The sequence below is a fragment of the Sphingobacterium sp. JUb56 genome (genome assembly GCF_014191365.1).
In the GTDB taxonomy this organism is placed as follows: Bacteria; Bacteroidota; Bacteroidia; order Sphingobacteriales; family Sphingobacteriaceae; genus Sphingobacterium; species Sphingobacterium anhuiense.
In genome coordinates this window covers 1613005-1629826 of the sequence record NZ_JACHWL010000001.1, presented here as the reverse complement: position 1 = coordinate 1629826, position 16822 = coordinate 1613005, and the positions used below count along the sequence as shown (strand labels likewise).

Here is a 16822-nt window from a genome sequence, read left to right as displayed (position 1 = left end):
CTTATTTTTTAAAATCAAATGGATTAAATCCAATAGGATCATCTAAAATTCCTGGAGGAGATTCGTCATATTCATCATCGTTTGCAAATGCCTTTGCAATTAATAAAGTCCTTATATCTTTAGTTTCAAGAGCTATTACCTCTCTAGTGTTGAAATCTATTAGATCTTTTTTTATCTTAGATATAAGACTGTTTTTATCCGTATCATCAGGAATATTTGACATCTTAATTATTAAATTATCGCCCACACTTTCGATATCGATGTCAAACTTTCCAGAGTACCAGTAGAAACATTTATGTACAACAGATATACTATATAGAGTACTTTGGATCTTTAGTACGATTTTATTATTTTCATTAAATTCTACCTTCATTTTATTTATTTAGTAAGTGATATGCCGTTGATGCGTCACAGTTACCACTCCCAGTCAAATTGTTATCTTTTTGATATTTCTTAACCGTTGCTTCAATAGTTTCGTCGTATGTATATGTTCCATATACTTGATTTTGTCCATCTTCCAGTAGGAGATATCTTTTTTTTAATAAAATATTAATAAGTTCGGTCACATCGCTTCCAGACATATCACGTTTTAGATTTCGATCTCCGAGTTTTAAAGCAGTGGCGCTTAGACCTGCTATAGTTTTAGTAGGAGAATTTTTATTAGTAGACGATGAAGTTTGTTTTGAGCTACCAGAACCACTTGATGATCCGCTACTGCTAAAGCCCAATGGACGAGTTGTCGAAGAACCGCTGGTTGAGCTTGTAGAAGATGAACTGCGAGAACTTGAACTTCTAGAGCTCGTCGACCCAGAAGAGCTACTGCTTGAAGCACCAGAATAATGTGATCTATGTGATGAATGCGATCGATGACTCCGATGTGATATAAGTGACCAGCCAGAATTGTTATTTAATTTTAATAATAACTTTGGGCTTAGATCTTTCTCTTTAATTATAGAGAATTCATTTTCTTTATATATTGAGCCTGGTGCATTTATTACAGCTTCTGCTTGCACTGTACTATTTGCTGCTATACCTGCAAGAGAACTAAGAAATAGCTTTTTTAATACATCAGATAATTTATTTTTCATAGATTAGATGAATCTTATATGGGTTTTGATTAGTCAAACTGGACTAAGTTAATGAAAAACATATTATTTAAACAATTTACTTGAAATAAGATGTTTTTAATGATAGATGTAGATTAGTTTTTATTTGTAATTAAGCGTTAATTAGAAATTAATTCTTCAAATCAGCATGCATTTATTGATGATTTCTATTCAAAATGTATAAAAATTGAAAATTTCTCATCCATCAAATCTGTTATATAATAAACTTTTAATTTCAATTCAGTTTTGATAAATTATTTCCACATTTACTCAATTAAGTCTATCTACTCTCATTTATTACTTTTTTGCGAATATATCTATAGAATTTGGGAATATTTACGGGAAACCGTATTGCAAAGGAATATAATGCTAAAAATCAATTAAAAAATAATAAAACTAAAATTTGCAGTAAATAAAAACTAATATATTTAGCTTTATTATTTATCTTTGGATATTGAATAAGGATGGACAAGATATAAGATAATCGGTTGCTCAACATTCTTGCGTGTTCATCCTGTTCAATATTTAATCAAAGCAGGAGTGTGTTCTGTGAGTTCACTTTATGGTATAGGGCTTAAGATCGAAATTTAGCCTGTTTGAATGAGGTGAAAATGATAGATATTAATTGCGATGAATGTACCATTGACAACTGAGATTTTGAAGGATTTAAAACATAAAGGATATAATATCCTAAAGTCTGACAATAGTGTGGATGATGTTATACAGCATTTTGTCCCGACAAAAGTAAATGATCTATGGGTGTTTATGAGTAAATTTAAGGAAGAGTCTGCTACAGTAGTGATCGAGCAGATACTTGATGTGCCAGATGAAGTGTTAGAAGGGAAATTCTTACGGGTTTTCTGATTGATCTATTAATCTATCAAAAAATATACAGATGAATTTAAAGCAAATACACCAAGAATATATACTCAATCATCCTTAAGCAGTAAAAACTGCAAAAAGCAAAGCACAGCTAACTTTTAGACATATTGCAGGTATCCGAGAATCAGCCTTTAGTATCTCTCAGTTATTTACTATAGCAGATAGTGAAGAGATTATTAGACAAGGTTTTGCTCGTTGGCCAGATGTAATAGCAGGAGAGTTGGAGTTGATCAAGAAGAGAATGGTTGATTAATGTTTAGTTCCGGTGATATTTTTATCAAAAATAATAGGGTACTAACATGGTTAGATAAAAAAGAGAAATCCCTCCGGACGTGCGATCATTTATAAATCTAGCACTGGAAAGCAATTGTTGGATTTACTAGCAGAAAGAATATTTTATACTCTAGCCACCAAAATTCGGCAGGTATTTGCTAGCAAGGAATCCCAATGATTCTTCAGGCGAAAAAGTATTTTAACATCAATATTTAGTCCTTTTTACCACCGGAAGACCTTTCGCTTTTTATTTTCGCCCTATGCTGGATTCCCCATCTGGTCATTGCGCCAACAAGTTCTTCCAGAGTATGACTATATGGTAACAGCTCGTATTCGATCATTACGGGATATCCCACGGATACCTTTTTTATAATAAAACCATTGAGCTCAAGTTCCTTAAGTTCGCTTGACAATACCCTTGCGGAAATACCTTTAACCTGTTTCTGCAGTTCGCTGAAACGGTTATTTCCCCTTGCCATGGCTATGATGATCATCAGTTTCCACTTCCCACCGATTGCGTAAAGTGTATCACTGACCGCATTCATCATTGTATGGCATTCATCGGTGAACACCTTGTTTTCTGCACTTATTTCATCAGATTGCTTCATTTCCTTACTGTTGATTATTTAAACGTTAGCCGATAACCTTCTAGTAACTGCTAATAAATTGTAAGCAAATTTACCATAATTCTTCCATAGAATCCTATTCAACCAGTACCATAAATCTCACCCCCTGGCACATTTGGAAAGGATTTATAGCTATTATATTACGCTGAATGCCACAATCAAAGCTTTTTTGTAACCTATTTATTAGCCGCTAACCTTTAGGTAACGAGTAATAAAATGAGACCGGATATGATCTACTTTTGAACCATCAAACAGTTGAAACGGTAAAGGTTTAAATGAAGCACGACCAAGAAAAAATGCACAAAATTGAATTCAGAAATTATACAAAAACAAATTTTATAACAATAAATACAATTCATTATGACACTTGAAATTTTAAAAGAAAAACAGGAGCTGAGAGATTTAATCGACAATTATGCTTATCTGAGCGATGAGTGGAAAATCGCAGAGGTAATGCAGCTGTTTGCAGAGGATGTTACCTATAAGGTCTATATGGGCGGAAATCTGGTTGCCGATGTATCGGGAAGGGATAATATGGAGCGGGATTTTAATATGCATGCAGCACAGGTTAAAACCTATTTCACCTTAAATGGACAGCACACGGTCAATATCGACGGTGATACTGCAAGCGGTATATCATTCAGCCAGATCAAGATGGTAAGGGAAATAGAAGGGAAAGACATCTTGACGGACTACAGCGTAAAATGCGAGGATTACTATGTTAAAGGTGATGGGAAATGGGTGATCAAAGACCGTGTGGGACATTTTTTGATCATAGAATCAAGACCGCTGAATGGATAAAGCACTAGTATGAGTAAAGTTAGAACTTCCTATGTTGTTTTTTTGCTATTGTCGGCACTATCGATCATTAATGTATAAGTAACATTTTAACCAATTGCACACTCTATGGTGTGCAATTGATTTTTATTCGCTTTTGGAAGCTGCTTCCAATTTTTTGGACATATCCAGCATGCAACCGATAATCACGATAAATTTTTCCTATAATGTGATTGGTATTTTAGATATATACTTTTGGCAATGCCTTATAGTACTTTATCTACCGTAATTAGATTTCTTTGAATTGGTCATTATATGTTTTTACGTGATGTGGAAATTCTTCTTCAAAAAATGGATATGATATACCACAAATTATAATTTCAAAAACGTCACTGTCCATTCCTTCAATATTTGTTACTTGCCCTTTAATTTCAATTCCATTTGGATTGACCACTGTCAAATTAGGAATGTTCGCTGTTCCAATCAATTTGTCTTCTGGATAGTCAGTAATGATTACGATATTGTTATTCACGCAATAAGTTTTTAAAAAGTCATAGCCTGAATCAATATGGTCAAACGTTACACGACCATAAACAACACCCATTGGTGCATCTGCATTTTCTAGTTCAGTCGTTCCAATTTTTTTGTTGTCAAGAAATATCTCGTAAAGTTTTACTGTCATAGGTCGCGTGTTTACTAAAATTCTATGCTTTTATTGTCTTTTAATAATTTTAACAATCCAGTATAATACACAAAATATCAAAGCAATAGCAAACAAAGCTAAGCTAAAGTATAACGCGAACTTAATTAAACCATGTAAGTCATTCCAAGGAATTTTACCCGTGATTATTGAAATAATAATAAAACCAATAAGGAGTCTTAAATACAGTTTTAAAAAAGTTATTAAACTTGATTCACGTTTCATATTACGTAGCTTAATATAATGGAAATTGCAGTAGATGCCGTGATGATCATTTTCTTAATAACTTTCCAATGGTGACATCTGATATTAAAGTGGGAATTAAGCCATAGAAGAATATCCAGAAGAATGGTTTAGCGTAATAATCAGTATAGTACTTAATATATTGGATGAAATTAATAAAATTTATAATTCAATATTTTTTGGCTTTTCGTTCGCGGATTTTAATTCTATAAAAAGATTTTGAATCCGAATTTTAAGAGAATTGTAGAAACTTTGTTTTTCTTTAGTAAGTCTTTTTTCAATAACTAGACAATTATCGATCATTTTTAAAATTTCAATTTCTTTCTTCAAAATAAATAAGGAGCTAAATTCTATATTTAATTCTTGACTAACTTTATAAATATTCAACCAACTGCTGATATGTTCAGAACGTTCTATTCTTCCAACGATAGTATTATCAGTATTGCTCATGTTACCTAAATCTAATTGAGATAAGTTATTTTCAAGCCTTTTTAATTTTATTGTAACTCCTAAAGAAATGTTTATAATCTCCAATTCAATATCAGAATAATGTGTCATAACTCAAAAGTTCGAAGAATATTAATATTTATTCGATACAAATTTGTATCGAATAAATATTATTGCTATCTTTGAATAACTCCTAGAGGAAGTTTCACTAGGAGGGCATTATGACTAAATGAGTCTCGTCCACAAACTCTCACAATTTATCACAGGCGAGGCGATAGGATAATGCCCGTTAAGTTATTTCTTTGTATAATTGTACAAACTATAGCTTACGGGTTCCTATCGTAAATCCATCTTGTGGGGGGTGAGAGTCCTGTGGAATGGTAGATAGGAACTTGCTATAGTTCTCACATACAGTAGACTCATCATTATAAATAATTTAGAAGATGAGTATGTCAAAATTAAAACAACTTCAAAAAAACATCATCAAGCCTGCAGATTAGATCTGTTGCGCAAAGTCACTATGCTGACTATCCATTCAAAATGCAATAATGTAGACCATTATATAACCAATTGACGACAACTTAAAATTGCATTTTTTCCATTTTATTTTTTAACTATTGAAAGTTGAACAGGGTGCTTATTACCTAATTTTTAGCTCCTGATTCACTTTCAGTATAAACCTTAAAAGAATGCAAAAAACTTGCAATAGGGAGAGCTGTGTGCTATCCTCAAGGAAAAATACTGTCTCAAATCTTGAGTTATTTTTTGGTCTTCAATCAAAAACAAACCAAAAAATAAACACATTGAAAAGTTCTATACTAAAAATTGAAAACGTTAGAAATGATTACGCTCTACAAGAGCATGATCAAGCTACCGTTTCATATATAAAAATACATTGGAAGCTGGTGTTATGGATTCTGCCTTCTCCAATGCTCCATGCCTTTAATATACTCATATGCTTGTTAAAGGCTATTAAAGTAATTGCGATATCCTGTATCATGATCATTGCAGTATTTCATAGTTTATGTTTATCAGCTCAGACACCCCGCAAGGACAGCGGGGTGAATGGGCAGGTAAAATATGAGCTTAATGGTGTAGTTGTCTCTTCCAACGATGGTACACCACTACAAGGAGTGTCGGTCCGAGTTGAAGCCGAAAATTTACAAGTTAAAACTTCCAAAGATGGAAAGTTTAAATTGACGGTCTATAATAAAAGTGGAAAGATCAGATTCTCTTCAATCGGTTTTAAAAGCCACGAACTCAATTATACTGCAGGGGTATCATTAACGGTGAAATTGATACCTGAAGATAACCAGCTTGATGAAGTGGAAGTATTATCGACCGGATATCAAAAAATACCAAAAGAACGCGCTACGGGGAGTTTTGTGCAGATTGATAACGAGCTTTTGAATAGAACTGTTAGTACAAATGTGTTGGACAGGCTAGAGGGAGTGACAAATGGTTTGGTATTTAATAAAAATCCAGAAAGTAAATCGCCAATCACCATAAGGGGAAATAGTACGATTTATGGTAATCAAATGCCCCTGATTGTGTTGGATAATTTTCCATACGAAGGTGCACTCTCTAGTATTAATCCAAATGATATTGAAAGTATTACTGTTCTAAAGGATGCTGCTGCTGCCTCAATTTGGGGAATACGAGCTGGTAATGGCGTTATTGTGATCAATACGAAAAGAGGAACCAATCAAAAGCCACGGGTTACCGTGCTCTCAAATCTTAATCTTTCACAGAAACCTAATATCTTTTATCGCCCTCAGCTTTCATCTAAAGAGTATATAGCAATGGAAACATCCCTATTTGAAAAGGGATATTTTTGGAATATATCGGATGGCTTTTCTCCGATATCACCAATAGTAGCCATGTTACAGCAGCGTAAAATGGGACTGATTTCTCCTGCCGATTCAGTTACTCTTGTAGACAGGCTTAGTACTTATGATGGTCGACATGATATTGCTAAAAATGTTTACAAGTCTGGGTTCAATCAACAGTATTCGACATCAGTTCGTGGTGGAAGTGATGTACATACTTATTTTCTTTCGGGAGGATATGACCGAAATAGTGGAAATGTCGTGAATCAATTGGACGAGCGTCATACATTTACAGCTAAAAATACATTCAGTATCTGGAAAGGTCGAGTAACGCTTTCATCTGATATCTACTTTACGGATAGTAAAAATACTGCAATTATGGATCCCTATCTGACACCACGTTATCCTTATGATCGCATGTATGATGATTTTGGAGTGGCATTAAAAACGGTAAAAGATCTACGCTTTAGTTTTATTGATGCTATTGATAACGAAAAAATGTTAGACTGGTCCTATTTCCCCGCGCATGAACTTGATGCCAATCGTGCTATTCGTGGAACGGACTATAGACTTAACCATCAGTTAGTCGTGGAAATCGTTAAAGGATTGAACTTTTCTGGAGAATATTTATTTCAAAAAGGATTACATAAGAATAATCGCCATTACCTTTTACAGTCTTATTTTACACGTAATCTGATCAATTCCTTTACTCAGATCGATCCCAATACAGATTTAGTGAGACATCCAATACCCGTGGGAGGTATACTGGATGATGATCATAGTCAATATATCAACCGATCAGGTAGGGCACAACTTAATTTGGATAAGTCATTGGGTCGACATGAAATTCATGCCTTAGCAGGCTACGAACTACGGGATTATAGCTCGCATTCATCGACAGATCGTCGTTATGGATACGATGAAGAAACAATGATCTCTGGGAATAATGCGATGGATTTTTCAAAGGAATTTCCGCAATATTATGGTTTCCGTAATAGTAGGATCCCAGGTCGAATCGCAAACAGAGGAACGATAGATCGCAACCGCTCTTTGTATTTCAACGGGTCTTATACTTACAATAGTCGCTATACGTTATCAATCAGTGCACGTCGTGATGAATCTAATCTCTTTGGTGTAAAATCTAATCAAAAAGGTGTACCGCTTTGGTCTATTGGTGGACTATGGAAATTTTCTGATGAAAACTTCTATCATTTTAATACTATCCCAGTAGTGCGCTTGAGAGCATCCTACGGTTATAATGGAAATATAGATAAATCAGTATCCGCCTATTTAACTACTTTAGCAGGAACGGGGATCAATGGTTTTGGTAACAATTATCTCGTAATCTCCAATCCACCAAATTCTTCTTTACGCTGGGAGAAGGTAGGGATTGGGAATATTGGGGCAGACTTTGAGACGGCATCCAGACGTATGTCTGGAACAGTAGAATATTACCATAAGTCCAGTAGTGATCTGATTGCCAATAGTCCACTGGCCCCACAAACAGGTGTGCTTTCCCTTAAAGGCAATGCTGCCGATATGATGACAACAGGTTGGGATGTGACATTAAACAGTCGTAATCTTATCAATAACTTCAAATGGGAAACAAGCATGTTGCTCAGTTGGGTTAAAGATGAAATAACCAACTATAAAGGGCGACAAAAAAATAATTTCGATATCGTAACCGGCAATTTTATAAATCCTTTGGAAGGATATCCATTATATGCTTTATTTAGTTTTCCCTATCTACCATTAGATGCTTCTGGAAATCCCACTGGAATTCTTGATGGAAAGGAAAGTCAAAATTATAGCGGTATAATGACTAATGCCAATAGCGAGGATCTGGTTTATTCTGGTACGGCAACACCTACTTTTTTTGGAAGCTTGATGAATACTTTTAGATATAAAAATTTTGATCTAAGCTTTAATATTACTTTTAAATCAGGACATAAATATCGAAGACAGTCCATTGTCTATTCAGAATTGTTGACGAACTATATGCAGGCTGACTATGGCAACCGTTGGTTAAAAGCTGGTGATGAATTGAAAACTGATGTCCCAGCAATGATGTATCCATTCGACACCAACCGAGAGAGTTTATATAAGTATGGATCCCGCTTAGTAGAAGATGCCAGTTCAGTTAGACTAAAAGATATTCGGCTTTCTTACACAGGTATATTCAATAAAATTAGTATCCGAGAATACCAGTTGTTTTTCTATGCTAATAATATCGGTATGTTGTGGAAGGCCAATAAACACGGACAAGATCCAGATTCACCACTTGTACCGATACCTCGAAATTATGCAATCGGAATCAATGCCAACTTTTAAGAAATTTGTTATGAATGTAAAATTATATATAAAAGGTATGTTATATACCGTATTGCTGTTTACGTTATCAAGCCTTACATCATGTAGAGATAGTTTTTTAGAGGTCAAGCCCTCTACTGATATTGTATCACCCAAAACATTGGACGATTATCAGCAGATGTTAGATTTCTTTCGCATCAATTATTCTTCTGCACTGCCACTTTTAGCTTCGGATGAATATGTAATAGCTAATGAAAATGATTGGTTATCGCTTTCTTTGATTGAGCGCAATTCCTATATATGGGCATCAGATCTGTTTGAAGGTCAAAACAATGTGGAAGATTGGAATTATTCTTACGAGTCTGTTTTTTATGCTAATTCAGTTATTACTGGTATGAAAAATTTAAAAAGAACTGAGGGAAATAAAAATAAGTATGATTATATTCTCGGTCAAGCATACTTCATACGAGCTTTTGCTTTTTTTGATTTAGCCAAGAATTTTGCAGCACCTTATGATGTGGAGAATGCCTCTACAACACTTGGAATCCCATTGAGATTAAGTCCCAATGTGGATGAAATTGCTGAAAGAGCTAATTTGGAAGATACTTATTTACAAATTTTTGCTGATTTACAAATGGCGACTAATTTGTTGTCCTCTGAGATAACAGCTAATCGTAATCGAGCCAATAGACCTGCTGCTTATGCTCTGGGAGCACGGATAAGTCTAAGTATGCGTCAGTATCCTTTGGCAGAGAAATATGCCGACAGTTGCCTGCATATGTATGATAAACTAATTGATTATAATACGATCAATGTTACTGCGACCACTCCCTTCTTAAGAGATAATGTAGAGAACCTGATTAATGCCAATATTGGGAAAAATTACCAATCCATTCTATATAATTCGCCCAAAAATATAACAGTGTCAAGTTTATTATTAGGACTATATGCGAGTGGTGATTTGAGAAAGGAAATCTACTTTACCTATTCCCCGGTTAATGGTCTTACAAAAATGAAAAGGGGCTATTCAGGCGCAACTTTATTACCCTATTCTGGACTTTCTACAGATGAAGTTTATTTAATAAAATCCGAATGTGCAGCAAGGAGAAATGATTTGGTAGTTGCATCTCAATATCTAAACAGGTTACTCGTAAATCGTTTTCGGACTGGCAATTATGTGAACAGGGTATTTTTTTCTTACGAAGAGGCTATAGATGTAATAATAAATGAAAGAAGGAAGGAGTTAGTCTGGCGATCAGGACTTAGATGGGATGACATTCGGCGATTAAATTTGGAAGGGAAAGAAATACAGTTAGAGAGATCATTTGGAGATAAAAAATATACGCTTTTTCCCGGTTCAAAAAAATTTGTATTTCCAATTCCATCCAATGAGTTGAATAACTCTAAAATCACTCAAAATATTAGATAACCAGCATAATGAAAAGAATAATTAAAAATTTAAAAATTACTATTGTATATTTTTTTCTGTTTCTATTAAGTTCGGAAATTTATGCATTGCCTTTAGATTCAGTTCATATTACAGGTAAATTAAGCAAAAATTTTGAAAAAGGTACTCGATTAAGAGTAAGGGTCATGGAAAATTATGCTCATCCTTGGTGGATGGCTTATACGAAAAGTTATGATATTCAAATCGATGAGTCCGGTTCTTTTGCTTTAAGTTTTTTACCGGATAAAGAATTGTTTTATTGTATGTTCTATCTACAGAATAAAAATAATAAAATGCTTGATTTTGGTAATATATCTGGGGCTGCACCCACCTGGCTTTTATCCTCTGGTGATGATATTATTATGGATATCAGTCACGATAATATGTCATTTCGTGGGAAAGGTGCAGGTAGATTAACAAGTCAATACCTCGCAAATTTATCTCCAATTTACGCTAAAAATAATTTAATAGCAGTGGAAAGACTCGTTGGTCTAAAAAAATACAGGGAAGCTTTGAATCTGCGAATAAGTGGTATTGAGGATAACTTACGTATTAATCTTGGAATAATTGATGCTTATAGAAATGAAATTAACAATGATTCAGTATATCAGATTTTAAGATATGATTGTATTGGAAGAGCATATGGAGGTATGGTCAAAATCTTTCAAGAAAATAGATTTTTAGGCTATAATTATGATCTTTTTAAGAATAGTTTTAACAATCTTAAATTAAGAATTGATGATTCTTTTGTTGGTATCGCTGCATTTTCATGGAACTATATCAACTATTTATTTGAAAAAGAATATACCAGGAATCTTTATTTGGATACGCATGGAGAGATGAATAAAAAGTTTGATTATGCCAAAATGATGGATTTGATATTGACATCGCCCAAAGGTGAAGTAAGGGACAATCTATTATTAACAAGTTTTATGAATTTACTAAATAAGAAACCAGAAGTTTTTAATTTGGTTTCAAGAATTGATAATGAATTGAAAACTAAAAATGCTAGAATTTTATTTACGACTTGGAAAGATAATAATGGTACTAAAAAACCAGCGTATCCATTCGTTCTTCCCGATCCTGAAGGAAAAATTCATACTTTGTCTGATTTTAAGGGAAAAATATTAATTATTGATTTTTGGTATAATGGATGTTTTGGCTGCATGAATTTAAATACAGCAATGACACCAATTGTGGAAAAGTATAAAAATAATTCTAAGATTCAGTTTTTAAGTATAAATGTAGATAAAAGTAAAGCGGGCTGGATCAAAGGATTAGAGTCTGGAAATTATACACATTCTAATCAGGTATTTCTTTCCACATTTGGTACATCGGCTTATGATAATGAGATGTTTAAATTTTATAATTATATGAGTTTACCTAGATTACTTGTGATTGACGATAAGGGACGAACAATTATGTCCAATGCTCCAGATCCCAGATGGGATGGAGGAGAAAGGCTTACGTCATTAATAAATAGCTTATTATGATAATAATATGGATTCTATTACAATAGGGTCATATAAAAATGAAATTCCCCTGCTTTTGCAGAGGAATTCATTTCTATAATGATTCATGAATTATCTGTTATTGATAATATGCATCACTAGAATTTGGATGAGCTTGTACTCCGTTGGCCGGAGTTGCTTGGCTATAATCCAAAGATGATGGGAGTGACTGATTTTCTGATTGAATTACACAATCATTTGGATTTTCACTCATACAGTTCTCCGTAAAATCAGGCGGCCCTGGAAGTTCTTCGTACTTACCTGTCACGGAGCTATTGCCCCAATAACGTGTTTTAGAACTTTTGATTTCTGATTTAGCATCTTTTTGCGCCTTTGCATGCACAGCCATTCCTGCGCTACCGCCTAATATCGCTACTCCAAGTAGCACTTTTGTGAAATTTTTTAATGAGGTTTTCATACCTTTAGTTTTAATTGTTTATAATTTTTGTTTTTTTTAGGGCGTAGATTCCGGCGATAAACCAGACCACATTAAAGATAATGTGTGTTTTCCAGCCCATGGATTCGATCACACCTCCGCAATTACAGAGTTTTTTTTCAACAAAAGCGACCATTAGGGTCAGATAAAGTGCGAATATGCCCATCAAAAAAGTAGATGCATGTAGGGCAAAACGCTTTATCTTGTATACCGGGACAATCAATAGTACAGCCAGCAGGATTTCCAAGATGGGAATGCCCCAGCCGATCAGTTCAGCATATTTCCCTATATAGGGGATCTTGCTGTTTCCTTTGATAAATGCAGCGATTATTTGCAGTTTCGCAATTCCTGTATAGAAATACAAGAAAGCATAGCCATAAATAATCAAAGCAGGTATGCGAGGCTTGATCCAACGTGCACTCCGACGGATTAAACTACCGTTTTTTGTGGATATTGCCTGGTGTATCTTGTTGCCCTTGTTGTTGATGATATGTTCCATATTTTTGCGTTGTGATATTTCTTTATCCATGCGACGGAATAGTCAACTGCCGTTAACTGATTTCCTGTGTGCGGGTCTTACCCGCCGACGGGGAAGGGTGCAAATTTTTTCTTGTACTGTTTCATAATTTGTTTTTTAGTGAGCAGATCGGAAAAAATGATACTATTACGTTTGCTTTCTTCTTTTAAGTTGGATGGTAATGATCTCTTTCATCCGACCTGCTATTACAAATTTCAACAGCATTGTCTGTTATATTTTGGGAATTGTGAGACTATGTTTTGGGAACTTGAAGACGAAATATAGGATGCTAGAAGCCCATTTATTGGTGCTTTTATTATAGTTTTTACACTTGAAAGTATTGCGTGTGCTCGACTCTTAAGGCTACATAATCACATCTCACTTGGCTATAAAAAACAAAGCCGCAGTACTTTTTCATACTACGGCTTTGCTGTTGATTTGGATTTTATTTCTATTTCAAGGAATAGGTAATGTACCCACCATCTACTAAAAATTCGGTTCCGTTGATGAAGCTTGCTTTATCGGAAGCTAGGAAAAGCACTGTGTTGGCGATTTCTTCTGGTTTCCCGATACGTTGAAGTGAAGTGGCAGCAGCCAGATGATCTATCGCTTCTTGAGGTATTACACTTTGCAGCCCAGGGGTTTCAATAGGTCCCGGACTGACCACATTGACGCGGATATTTTTGGATGCAAGCTCATTGGCAGCGATCTGCGCTATTTTATTCAATGCACCTTTTGTTGCAGAGTATACAGAAGCTCCTAAATTAGACGCTGTAGCAACGGTAGAAGAGGTGAAGATAACGGATGATCCTGTTTGAAGGTGGGGAATCAGTTTTTGCAATGTGAAGAAATGTCCCTTTACATTGGTATTGAACTGAGCGTCAAAGTCAGCTTCTGTAACTTGCTCGATCGGAGCAAATGTTGCAATACCTGCATTCAGAAACAGGACGTCAATTTTAATATTATTTTCTATGATGAGGTTTTGAAGAGTAGCAATTCCCTCAAAATTTGATGTGTCTGATAGGACGGTTGTTAATCTCGGGTTATCGATCTGACGGGCAGCAGCCTGTAGATTCTCTTCTTTTCTTCCTGTTATCCATACATTTGCTCCAGCATCGATAAAGGCTGCAGCAGTAGCGAAACCAATTCCTGTGGTTCCACCTGTAATTACGACGTTTTTATCTTTAAAATTCATTTCTATGTTGTTTTATTTACTGCAACAAATGTATCGTGTTTTTATTTATTTTAGTAACTTTGTAACCAAAAGTAACAGTAACATTTGAGTAACTAGGTAACTTATGGAAGAATATAAATGCACGGAAGAGATTAATAAAAATCAGGTTAGGGCTGTACATGATGCAATGGATGTTTTAAATGGTAAATGGAAAATATCTATAATGTCTGCTATTTGTTATTATAACAAGAGAAGATTTTCTGATATTTTGAACGATGTCACTGGTATTTCTAACAAGATGCTCAGTAAGGAGCTAAAGGACTTGGAAATGAACAAATTGGTGAGTCGTACAGTTGTAGATACACATCCTGTCACAGTTGTATATCAGCTTACCGACTATGGCAATACGCTAAGAACTATTATTGATAATCTGGCAGCATGGGGTACTGAACACCGTCGGGTCATAACAGGTAGATAAACTGTTGTGACCTTTAATGTTTAGGTCTCAAAAACTAATAATGGACTAAAAATTTACTCTCTTTCCCGTAGAAGACGGCGGAGCAGTTCCTCACTGATCCCCATAAACCGGGCTAGTTCTTTGTGTTTGATATACTGGCGTATATCCGGATATTTATCAAACACAAAGTCATATTTATCGGGATTGGGCAAGGAGAGCAACTTTGCCCGATAATCCAGATACTGTTGCTGCTTGTCCATAAGGCTGGCGTAGATCGGGAAAAGCTTTGGGTTTTTCGCATTTATCGAATATAACTGTTTCCGTGTGGTCATGAAGGTTCTGCAGTCACTTAGTGCAATAAACTGATAATTGTGCCTATGATTGGGTATCATCAGCGATTCGCCACTAACAGCATACCGTACCGGACATGTCTTTTCATACTTTCCAAATATACCCTCTGCAATGAGGTAGAGCTCTCCCCAGTTGTTGGTTAGGTACTCGCCCTTAACAAAGCGGATCTCTTCAAATGCATCCGTTAGTTCAGGGATAGCAGATACCCACTCTGCATGGATGTCTATTAAAAAACTGGCTAAAATCTCTTCTTTACTTTTCTTCATAATTAAGTATTGGCTGATATTGAGCATAAAATAGACCCACAATTTATCAAACGATGTTTGCAAAATCAATTATTGGGAAATAAAGGCATATGTAGGGATGAACGGCTATGAGGTAGGGACGAAACCTAGCGACTATTGATCAGGTTTGGATGAAATGTCATTTTATCCCTCGATAAAGCAATATTTCCCATTTATCTTTTATTTAAAAAGCAAATTTCATATTTGTTCTGCTGGCCAGCAAAAAGGAGCAATAACTGCTATTAAAGGCAACGGGATTGACCTGACCCGGATGGTTATAGGTCGTAAACGAAATAGACGATTATGGAAGTCGAAATTCAAAAAATCGAGCCGGTAGTCTTTGAAGGAAGTTCAATCTTTGAGCTTTTCACTGAAGATACTCCACTAATTGATTTAGACAGCGACAAGTGCTGGCCTTCTTCATTTTAGTCAGGAGAAATGCTTTCCCGAGCCAGAGAGAAGCTGTCTTCTCTCTGGTTCTTTGAATGATGCTATCCATATGCTATAAACGATATGAAAGTACAAGAAAAACAAAATCTCCACCGGTTGATGTGGCTGGCAAATGTCCAGCAGTTTTTTCAGGACAAACCGGTTTCAATCTTATGGGAGCATTATACCACATGGATCAACAACCGAGATAATTTTGAAACACTATACCGTGAATTCCCTTTAAAAAGGCTGTGTGAATTTAATAAGTCCAGCATTGAACTGGTCGATATCACTGGGATCTTGATCACTTTTCACTATGGTCCATACCGCCTGTTACCCAAATTGCTGGTGCAAATGGGTTATCAGGTCACTTTACTGGTATCCGGGGCTGTATTGGAACGAGAACTCAACCATTACAGATCGGAATTGGAAGATGCTGAACTGTTACAAGACCAATTGGAATGTATTGATGCAAACCAAGCAAACTCACTCCGACATATCCTGCGGGCTATTAAAAATAAACGCTTGGTGTTGATGTTCCTGGATGCCGATGAAGGTGTGGGAAAAGAGGAGGAGGGCATCGGTGAACACAAGCTGGCTGTTCCTTTTGGGAGCCACTTCTTTTACTGGCGGACCAATATTTTTAAACTGGCGTGCCGTTTCGGAATTCCTGTCCACTGCACATATATGAAGCGGGCAAATAACCCTGTCCAATGGAAAATAACACCTTTTATGAATATTATAGATACCACGAACGGATCGTCAGAAGAATTGATGATGCGCGCATTTTCTGCTCTACAGATGGCATTTCACCAGATGATGAATCAAGGCTGGATTTATTGGGAAAACTGGGCTTTTATACATCAGTATAATGGGCAGGCCGCTATTGATAAAAAAGGTATTACGGCAAAGGGAAGCTGGCTGGCACCGTTCGAATATAACCGTAAAAAATATTTATTTGACGTAAAGAACAGACAATTTTTTGAAGTAGCTTCTTGTTTTACCGACAGTTAATTATTATGT

General features: G+C 35.4%; 16 protein-coding genes. 7 read left to right on the top strand and 9 right to left on the bottom strand.

Annotation, left to right across the window (positions count from 1 at the left end; translation table 11 throughout):
• Nucleotide 1: 1 nt before the first annotated feature.
• Nucleotides 2–373, bottom strand: coding sequence for a His-Xaa-Ser system protein HxsD (gene hxsD, locus FHR29_RS06685; RefSeq protein ID WP_045753695.1), 372 nt, complete (start codon nt 371–373; stop codon nt 2–4).
• 1 nt (nt 374) lies between these two features.
• On the bottom strand, nt 375–1088 hold the full coding sequence (locus tag FHR29_RS06680) for a hypothetical protein (RefSeq protein WP_183913250.1): 714 nt from the start codon (nt 1086–1088) through the stop codon (nt 375–377).
• A gap of 648 nt (nt 1089–1736) precedes the next feature.
• On the opposite strand from FHR29_RS06680, the gene FHR29_RS06675 reads away from it, so the two are divergent.
• Nucleotides 1737–1970: a hypothetical protein gene (locus FHR29_RS06675; RefSeq protein ID WP_183913248.1), complete on the top strand. Its 234-nt coding sequence runs from the start codon at nt 1737–1739 to the stop codon at nt 1968–1970.
• Nucleotides 1971–2473: 503 nt separating this feature from the next.
• Here FHR29_RS06675 and FHR29_RS06670 read toward each other — a convergent pair.
• Nucleotides 2474–2869, bottom strand: coding sequence for a helix-turn-helix domain-containing protein (locus tag FHR29_RS06670; protein ID WP_221197813.1), 396 nt, complete (start codon nt 2867–2869; stop codon nt 2474–2476).
• Between the two features lie 378 nt (nt 2870–3247).
• On the opposite strand from FHR29_RS06670, the gene FHR29_RS06665 reads away from it, so the two are divergent.
• Nucleotides 3248–3688 (top strand): nuclear transport factor 2 family protein, encoded by a 441-nt coding sequence (locus FHR29_RS06665; RefSeq protein ID WP_183913246.1) that lies wholly within the window; start codon nt 3248–3250, stop codon nt 3686–3688.
• 265 nt (nt 3689–3953) lie between these two features.
• Here the strand turns inward: FHR29_RS06665 and FHR29_RS06660 are convergent, their stop codons facing one another.
• Nucleotides 3954–4346: a hypothetical protein gene (locus tag FHR29_RS06660; RefSeq protein WP_183913244.1), complete on the bottom strand. Its 393-nt coding sequence runs from the start codon at nt 4344–4346 to the stop codon at nt 3954–3956.
• Between the two features lie 423 nt (nt 4347–4769).
• Nucleotides 4770–5165: an XRE family transcriptional regulator gene (locus FHR29_RS06655; RefSeq protein ID WP_183913242.1), complete on the bottom strand. Its 396-nt coding sequence runs from the start codon at nt 5163–5165 to the stop codon at nt 4770–4772.
• 692 nt (nt 5166–5857) lie between these two features.
• On the opposite strand from FHR29_RS06655, the gene FHR29_RS06650 reads away from it, so the two are divergent.
• The 3 genes from FHR29_RS06650 to FHR29_RS06640 are packed head-to-tail and all read left to right on the top strand — an operon-like array spanning nt 5858 to nt 12133.
• Nucleotides 5858–9214 (top strand): SusC/RagA family TonB-linked outer membrane protein, encoded by a 3357-nt coding sequence (locus FHR29_RS06650; protein WP_183913240.1) that lies wholly within the window; start codon nt 5858–5860, stop codon nt 9212–9214.
• Nucleotides 9215–9224: 10 nt separating this feature from the next.
• Nucleotides 9225–10622, top strand: a complete 1398-nt coding sequence (locus FHR29_RS06645; protein WP_183913238.1) for a RagB/SusD family nutrient uptake outer membrane protein — start codon at nt 9225–9227, stop codon at nt 10620–10622.
• Between the two features lie 8 nt (nt 10623–10630).
• Nucleotides 10631–12133 carry a TlpA disulfide reductase family protein gene (locus tag FHR29_RS06640; protein WP_183913236.1) on the top strand — a complete coding sequence of 501 codons (1503 nt, stop codon included), beginning with the start codon at nt 10631–10633 and terminating at the stop codon, nt 12131–12133.
• 97 nt (nt 12134–12230) lie between these two features.
• On the opposite strand, the gene FHR29_RS06635 is transcribed toward FHR29_RS06640, so the two are convergent.
• From FHR29_RS06635 to FHR29_RS06625, 3 genes are all read right to left on the bottom strand, one after another.
• Nucleotides 12231–12569: a hypothetical protein gene (locus FHR29_RS06635; RefSeq protein WP_183913234.1), complete on the bottom strand. Its 339-nt coding sequence runs from the start codon at nt 12567–12569 to the stop codon at nt 12231–12233.
• 10 nt (nt 12570–12579) lie between these two features.
• Nucleotides 12580–13116 carry a MauE/DoxX family redox-associated membrane protein gene (locus FHR29_RS06630; RefSeq protein ID WP_183913232.1) on the bottom strand — a complete coding sequence of 179 codons (537 nt, stop codon included), beginning with the start codon at nt 13114–13116 and terminating at the stop codon, nt 12580–12582.
• A gap of 439 nt (nt 13117–13555) precedes the next feature.
• Nucleotides 13556–14299 (bottom strand): SDR family NAD(P)-dependent oxidoreductase, encoded by a 744-nt coding sequence (locus FHR29_RS06625; RefSeq protein WP_183913230.1) that lies wholly within the window; start codon nt 14297–14299, stop codon nt 13556–13558.
• 103 nt (nt 14300–14402) lie between these two features.
• Between FHR29_RS06625 and FHR29_RS06620 the strand changes: the two genes are divergently transcribed.
• Nucleotides 14403–14756 carry a helix-turn-helix domain-containing protein gene (locus FHR29_RS06620; protein WP_183913228.1) on the top strand — a complete coding sequence of 118 codons (354 nt, stop codon included), beginning with the start codon at nt 14403–14405 and terminating at the stop codon, nt 14754–14756.
• Nucleotides 14757–14809: 53 nt separating this feature from the next.
• Here the strand turns inward: FHR29_RS06620 and FHR29_RS06615 are convergent, their stop codons facing one another.
• Nucleotides 14810–15379: a hypothetical protein gene (locus FHR29_RS06615; RefSeq protein WP_183913227.1), complete on the bottom strand. Its 570-nt coding sequence runs from the start codon at nt 15377–15379 to the stop codon at nt 14810–14812.
• Nucleotides 15380–15883: 504 nt separating this feature from the next.
• On the opposite strand from FHR29_RS06615, the gene FHR29_RS06610 reads away from it, so the two are divergent.
• A complete protein-coding gene (locus FHR29_RS06610) occupies nt 15884–16813 on the top strand; it encodes a hypothetical protein (protein WP_183913225.1) in 930 nt (309 codons plus the stop codon).
• Nucleotides 16814–16822: the final 9 nt, after the last annotated feature.

Coding starts and splice junctions, on each gene's coding strand:
- FHR29_RS06675 (WP_183913248.1), top strand. CDS start 1,737: ATGAATGTACCATTGACAACTGAGATTTTGAAGGATTTAAAACATAAA.
- FHR29_RS06620 (WP_183913228.1), top strand. CDS start 14,403: ATGGAAGAATATAAATGCACGGAAGAGATTAATAAAAATCAGGTTAGG.
- FHR29_RS06645 (WP_183913238.1), top strand. CDS start 9,225: ATGAATGTAAAATTATATATAAAAGGTATGTTATATACCGTATTGCTG.
- FHR29_RS06680 (WP_183913250.1), bottom strand. CDS start 1,088: ATGAAAAATAAATTATCTGATGTATTAAAAAAGCTATTTCTTAGTTCT.
- FHR29_RS06660 (WP_183913244.1), bottom strand. CDS start 4,346: ATGACAGTAAAACTTTACGAGATATTTCTTGACAACAAAAAAATTGGA.
- FHR29_RS06630 (WP_183913232.1), bottom strand. CDS start 13,116: ATGGATAAAGAAATATCACAACGCAAAAATATGGAACATATCATCAAC.
- FHR29_RS06665 (WP_183913246.1), top strand. CDS start 3,248: ATGACACTTGAAATTTTAAAAGAAAAACAGGAGCTGAGAGATTTAATC.
- FHR29_RS06635 (WP_183913234.1), bottom strand. CDS start 12,569: ATGAAAACCTCATTAAAAAATTTCACAAAAGTGCTACTTGGAGTAGCG.
- hxsD (WP_045753695.1), bottom strand. CDS start 373: ATGAAGGTAGAATTTAATGAAAATAATAAAATCGTACTAAAGATCCAA.
- FHR29_RS06625 (WP_183913230.1), bottom strand. CDS start 14,299: ATGAATTTTAAAGATAAAAACGTCGTAATTACAGGTGGAACCACAGGA.
- FHR29_RS06655 (WP_183913242.1), bottom strand. CDS start 5,165: ATGACACATTATTCTGATATTGAATTGGAGATTATAAACATTTCTTTA.
- FHR29_RS06670 (WP_221197813.1), bottom strand. CDS start 2,869: ATGAAGCAATCTGATGAAATAAGTGCAGAAAACAAGGTGTTCACCGAT.
- FHR29_RS06610 (WP_183913225.1), top strand. CDS start 15,884: ATGAAAGTACAAGAAAAACAAAATCTCCACCGGTTGATGTGGCTGGCA.
- FHR29_RS06640 (WP_183913236.1), top strand. CDS start 10,631: ATGAAAAGAATAATTAAAAATTTAAAAATTACTATTGTATATTTTTTT.
- FHR29_RS06615 (WP_183913227.1), bottom strand. CDS start 15,379: ATGCTCAATATCAGCCAATACTTAATTATGAAGAAAAGTAAAGAAGAG.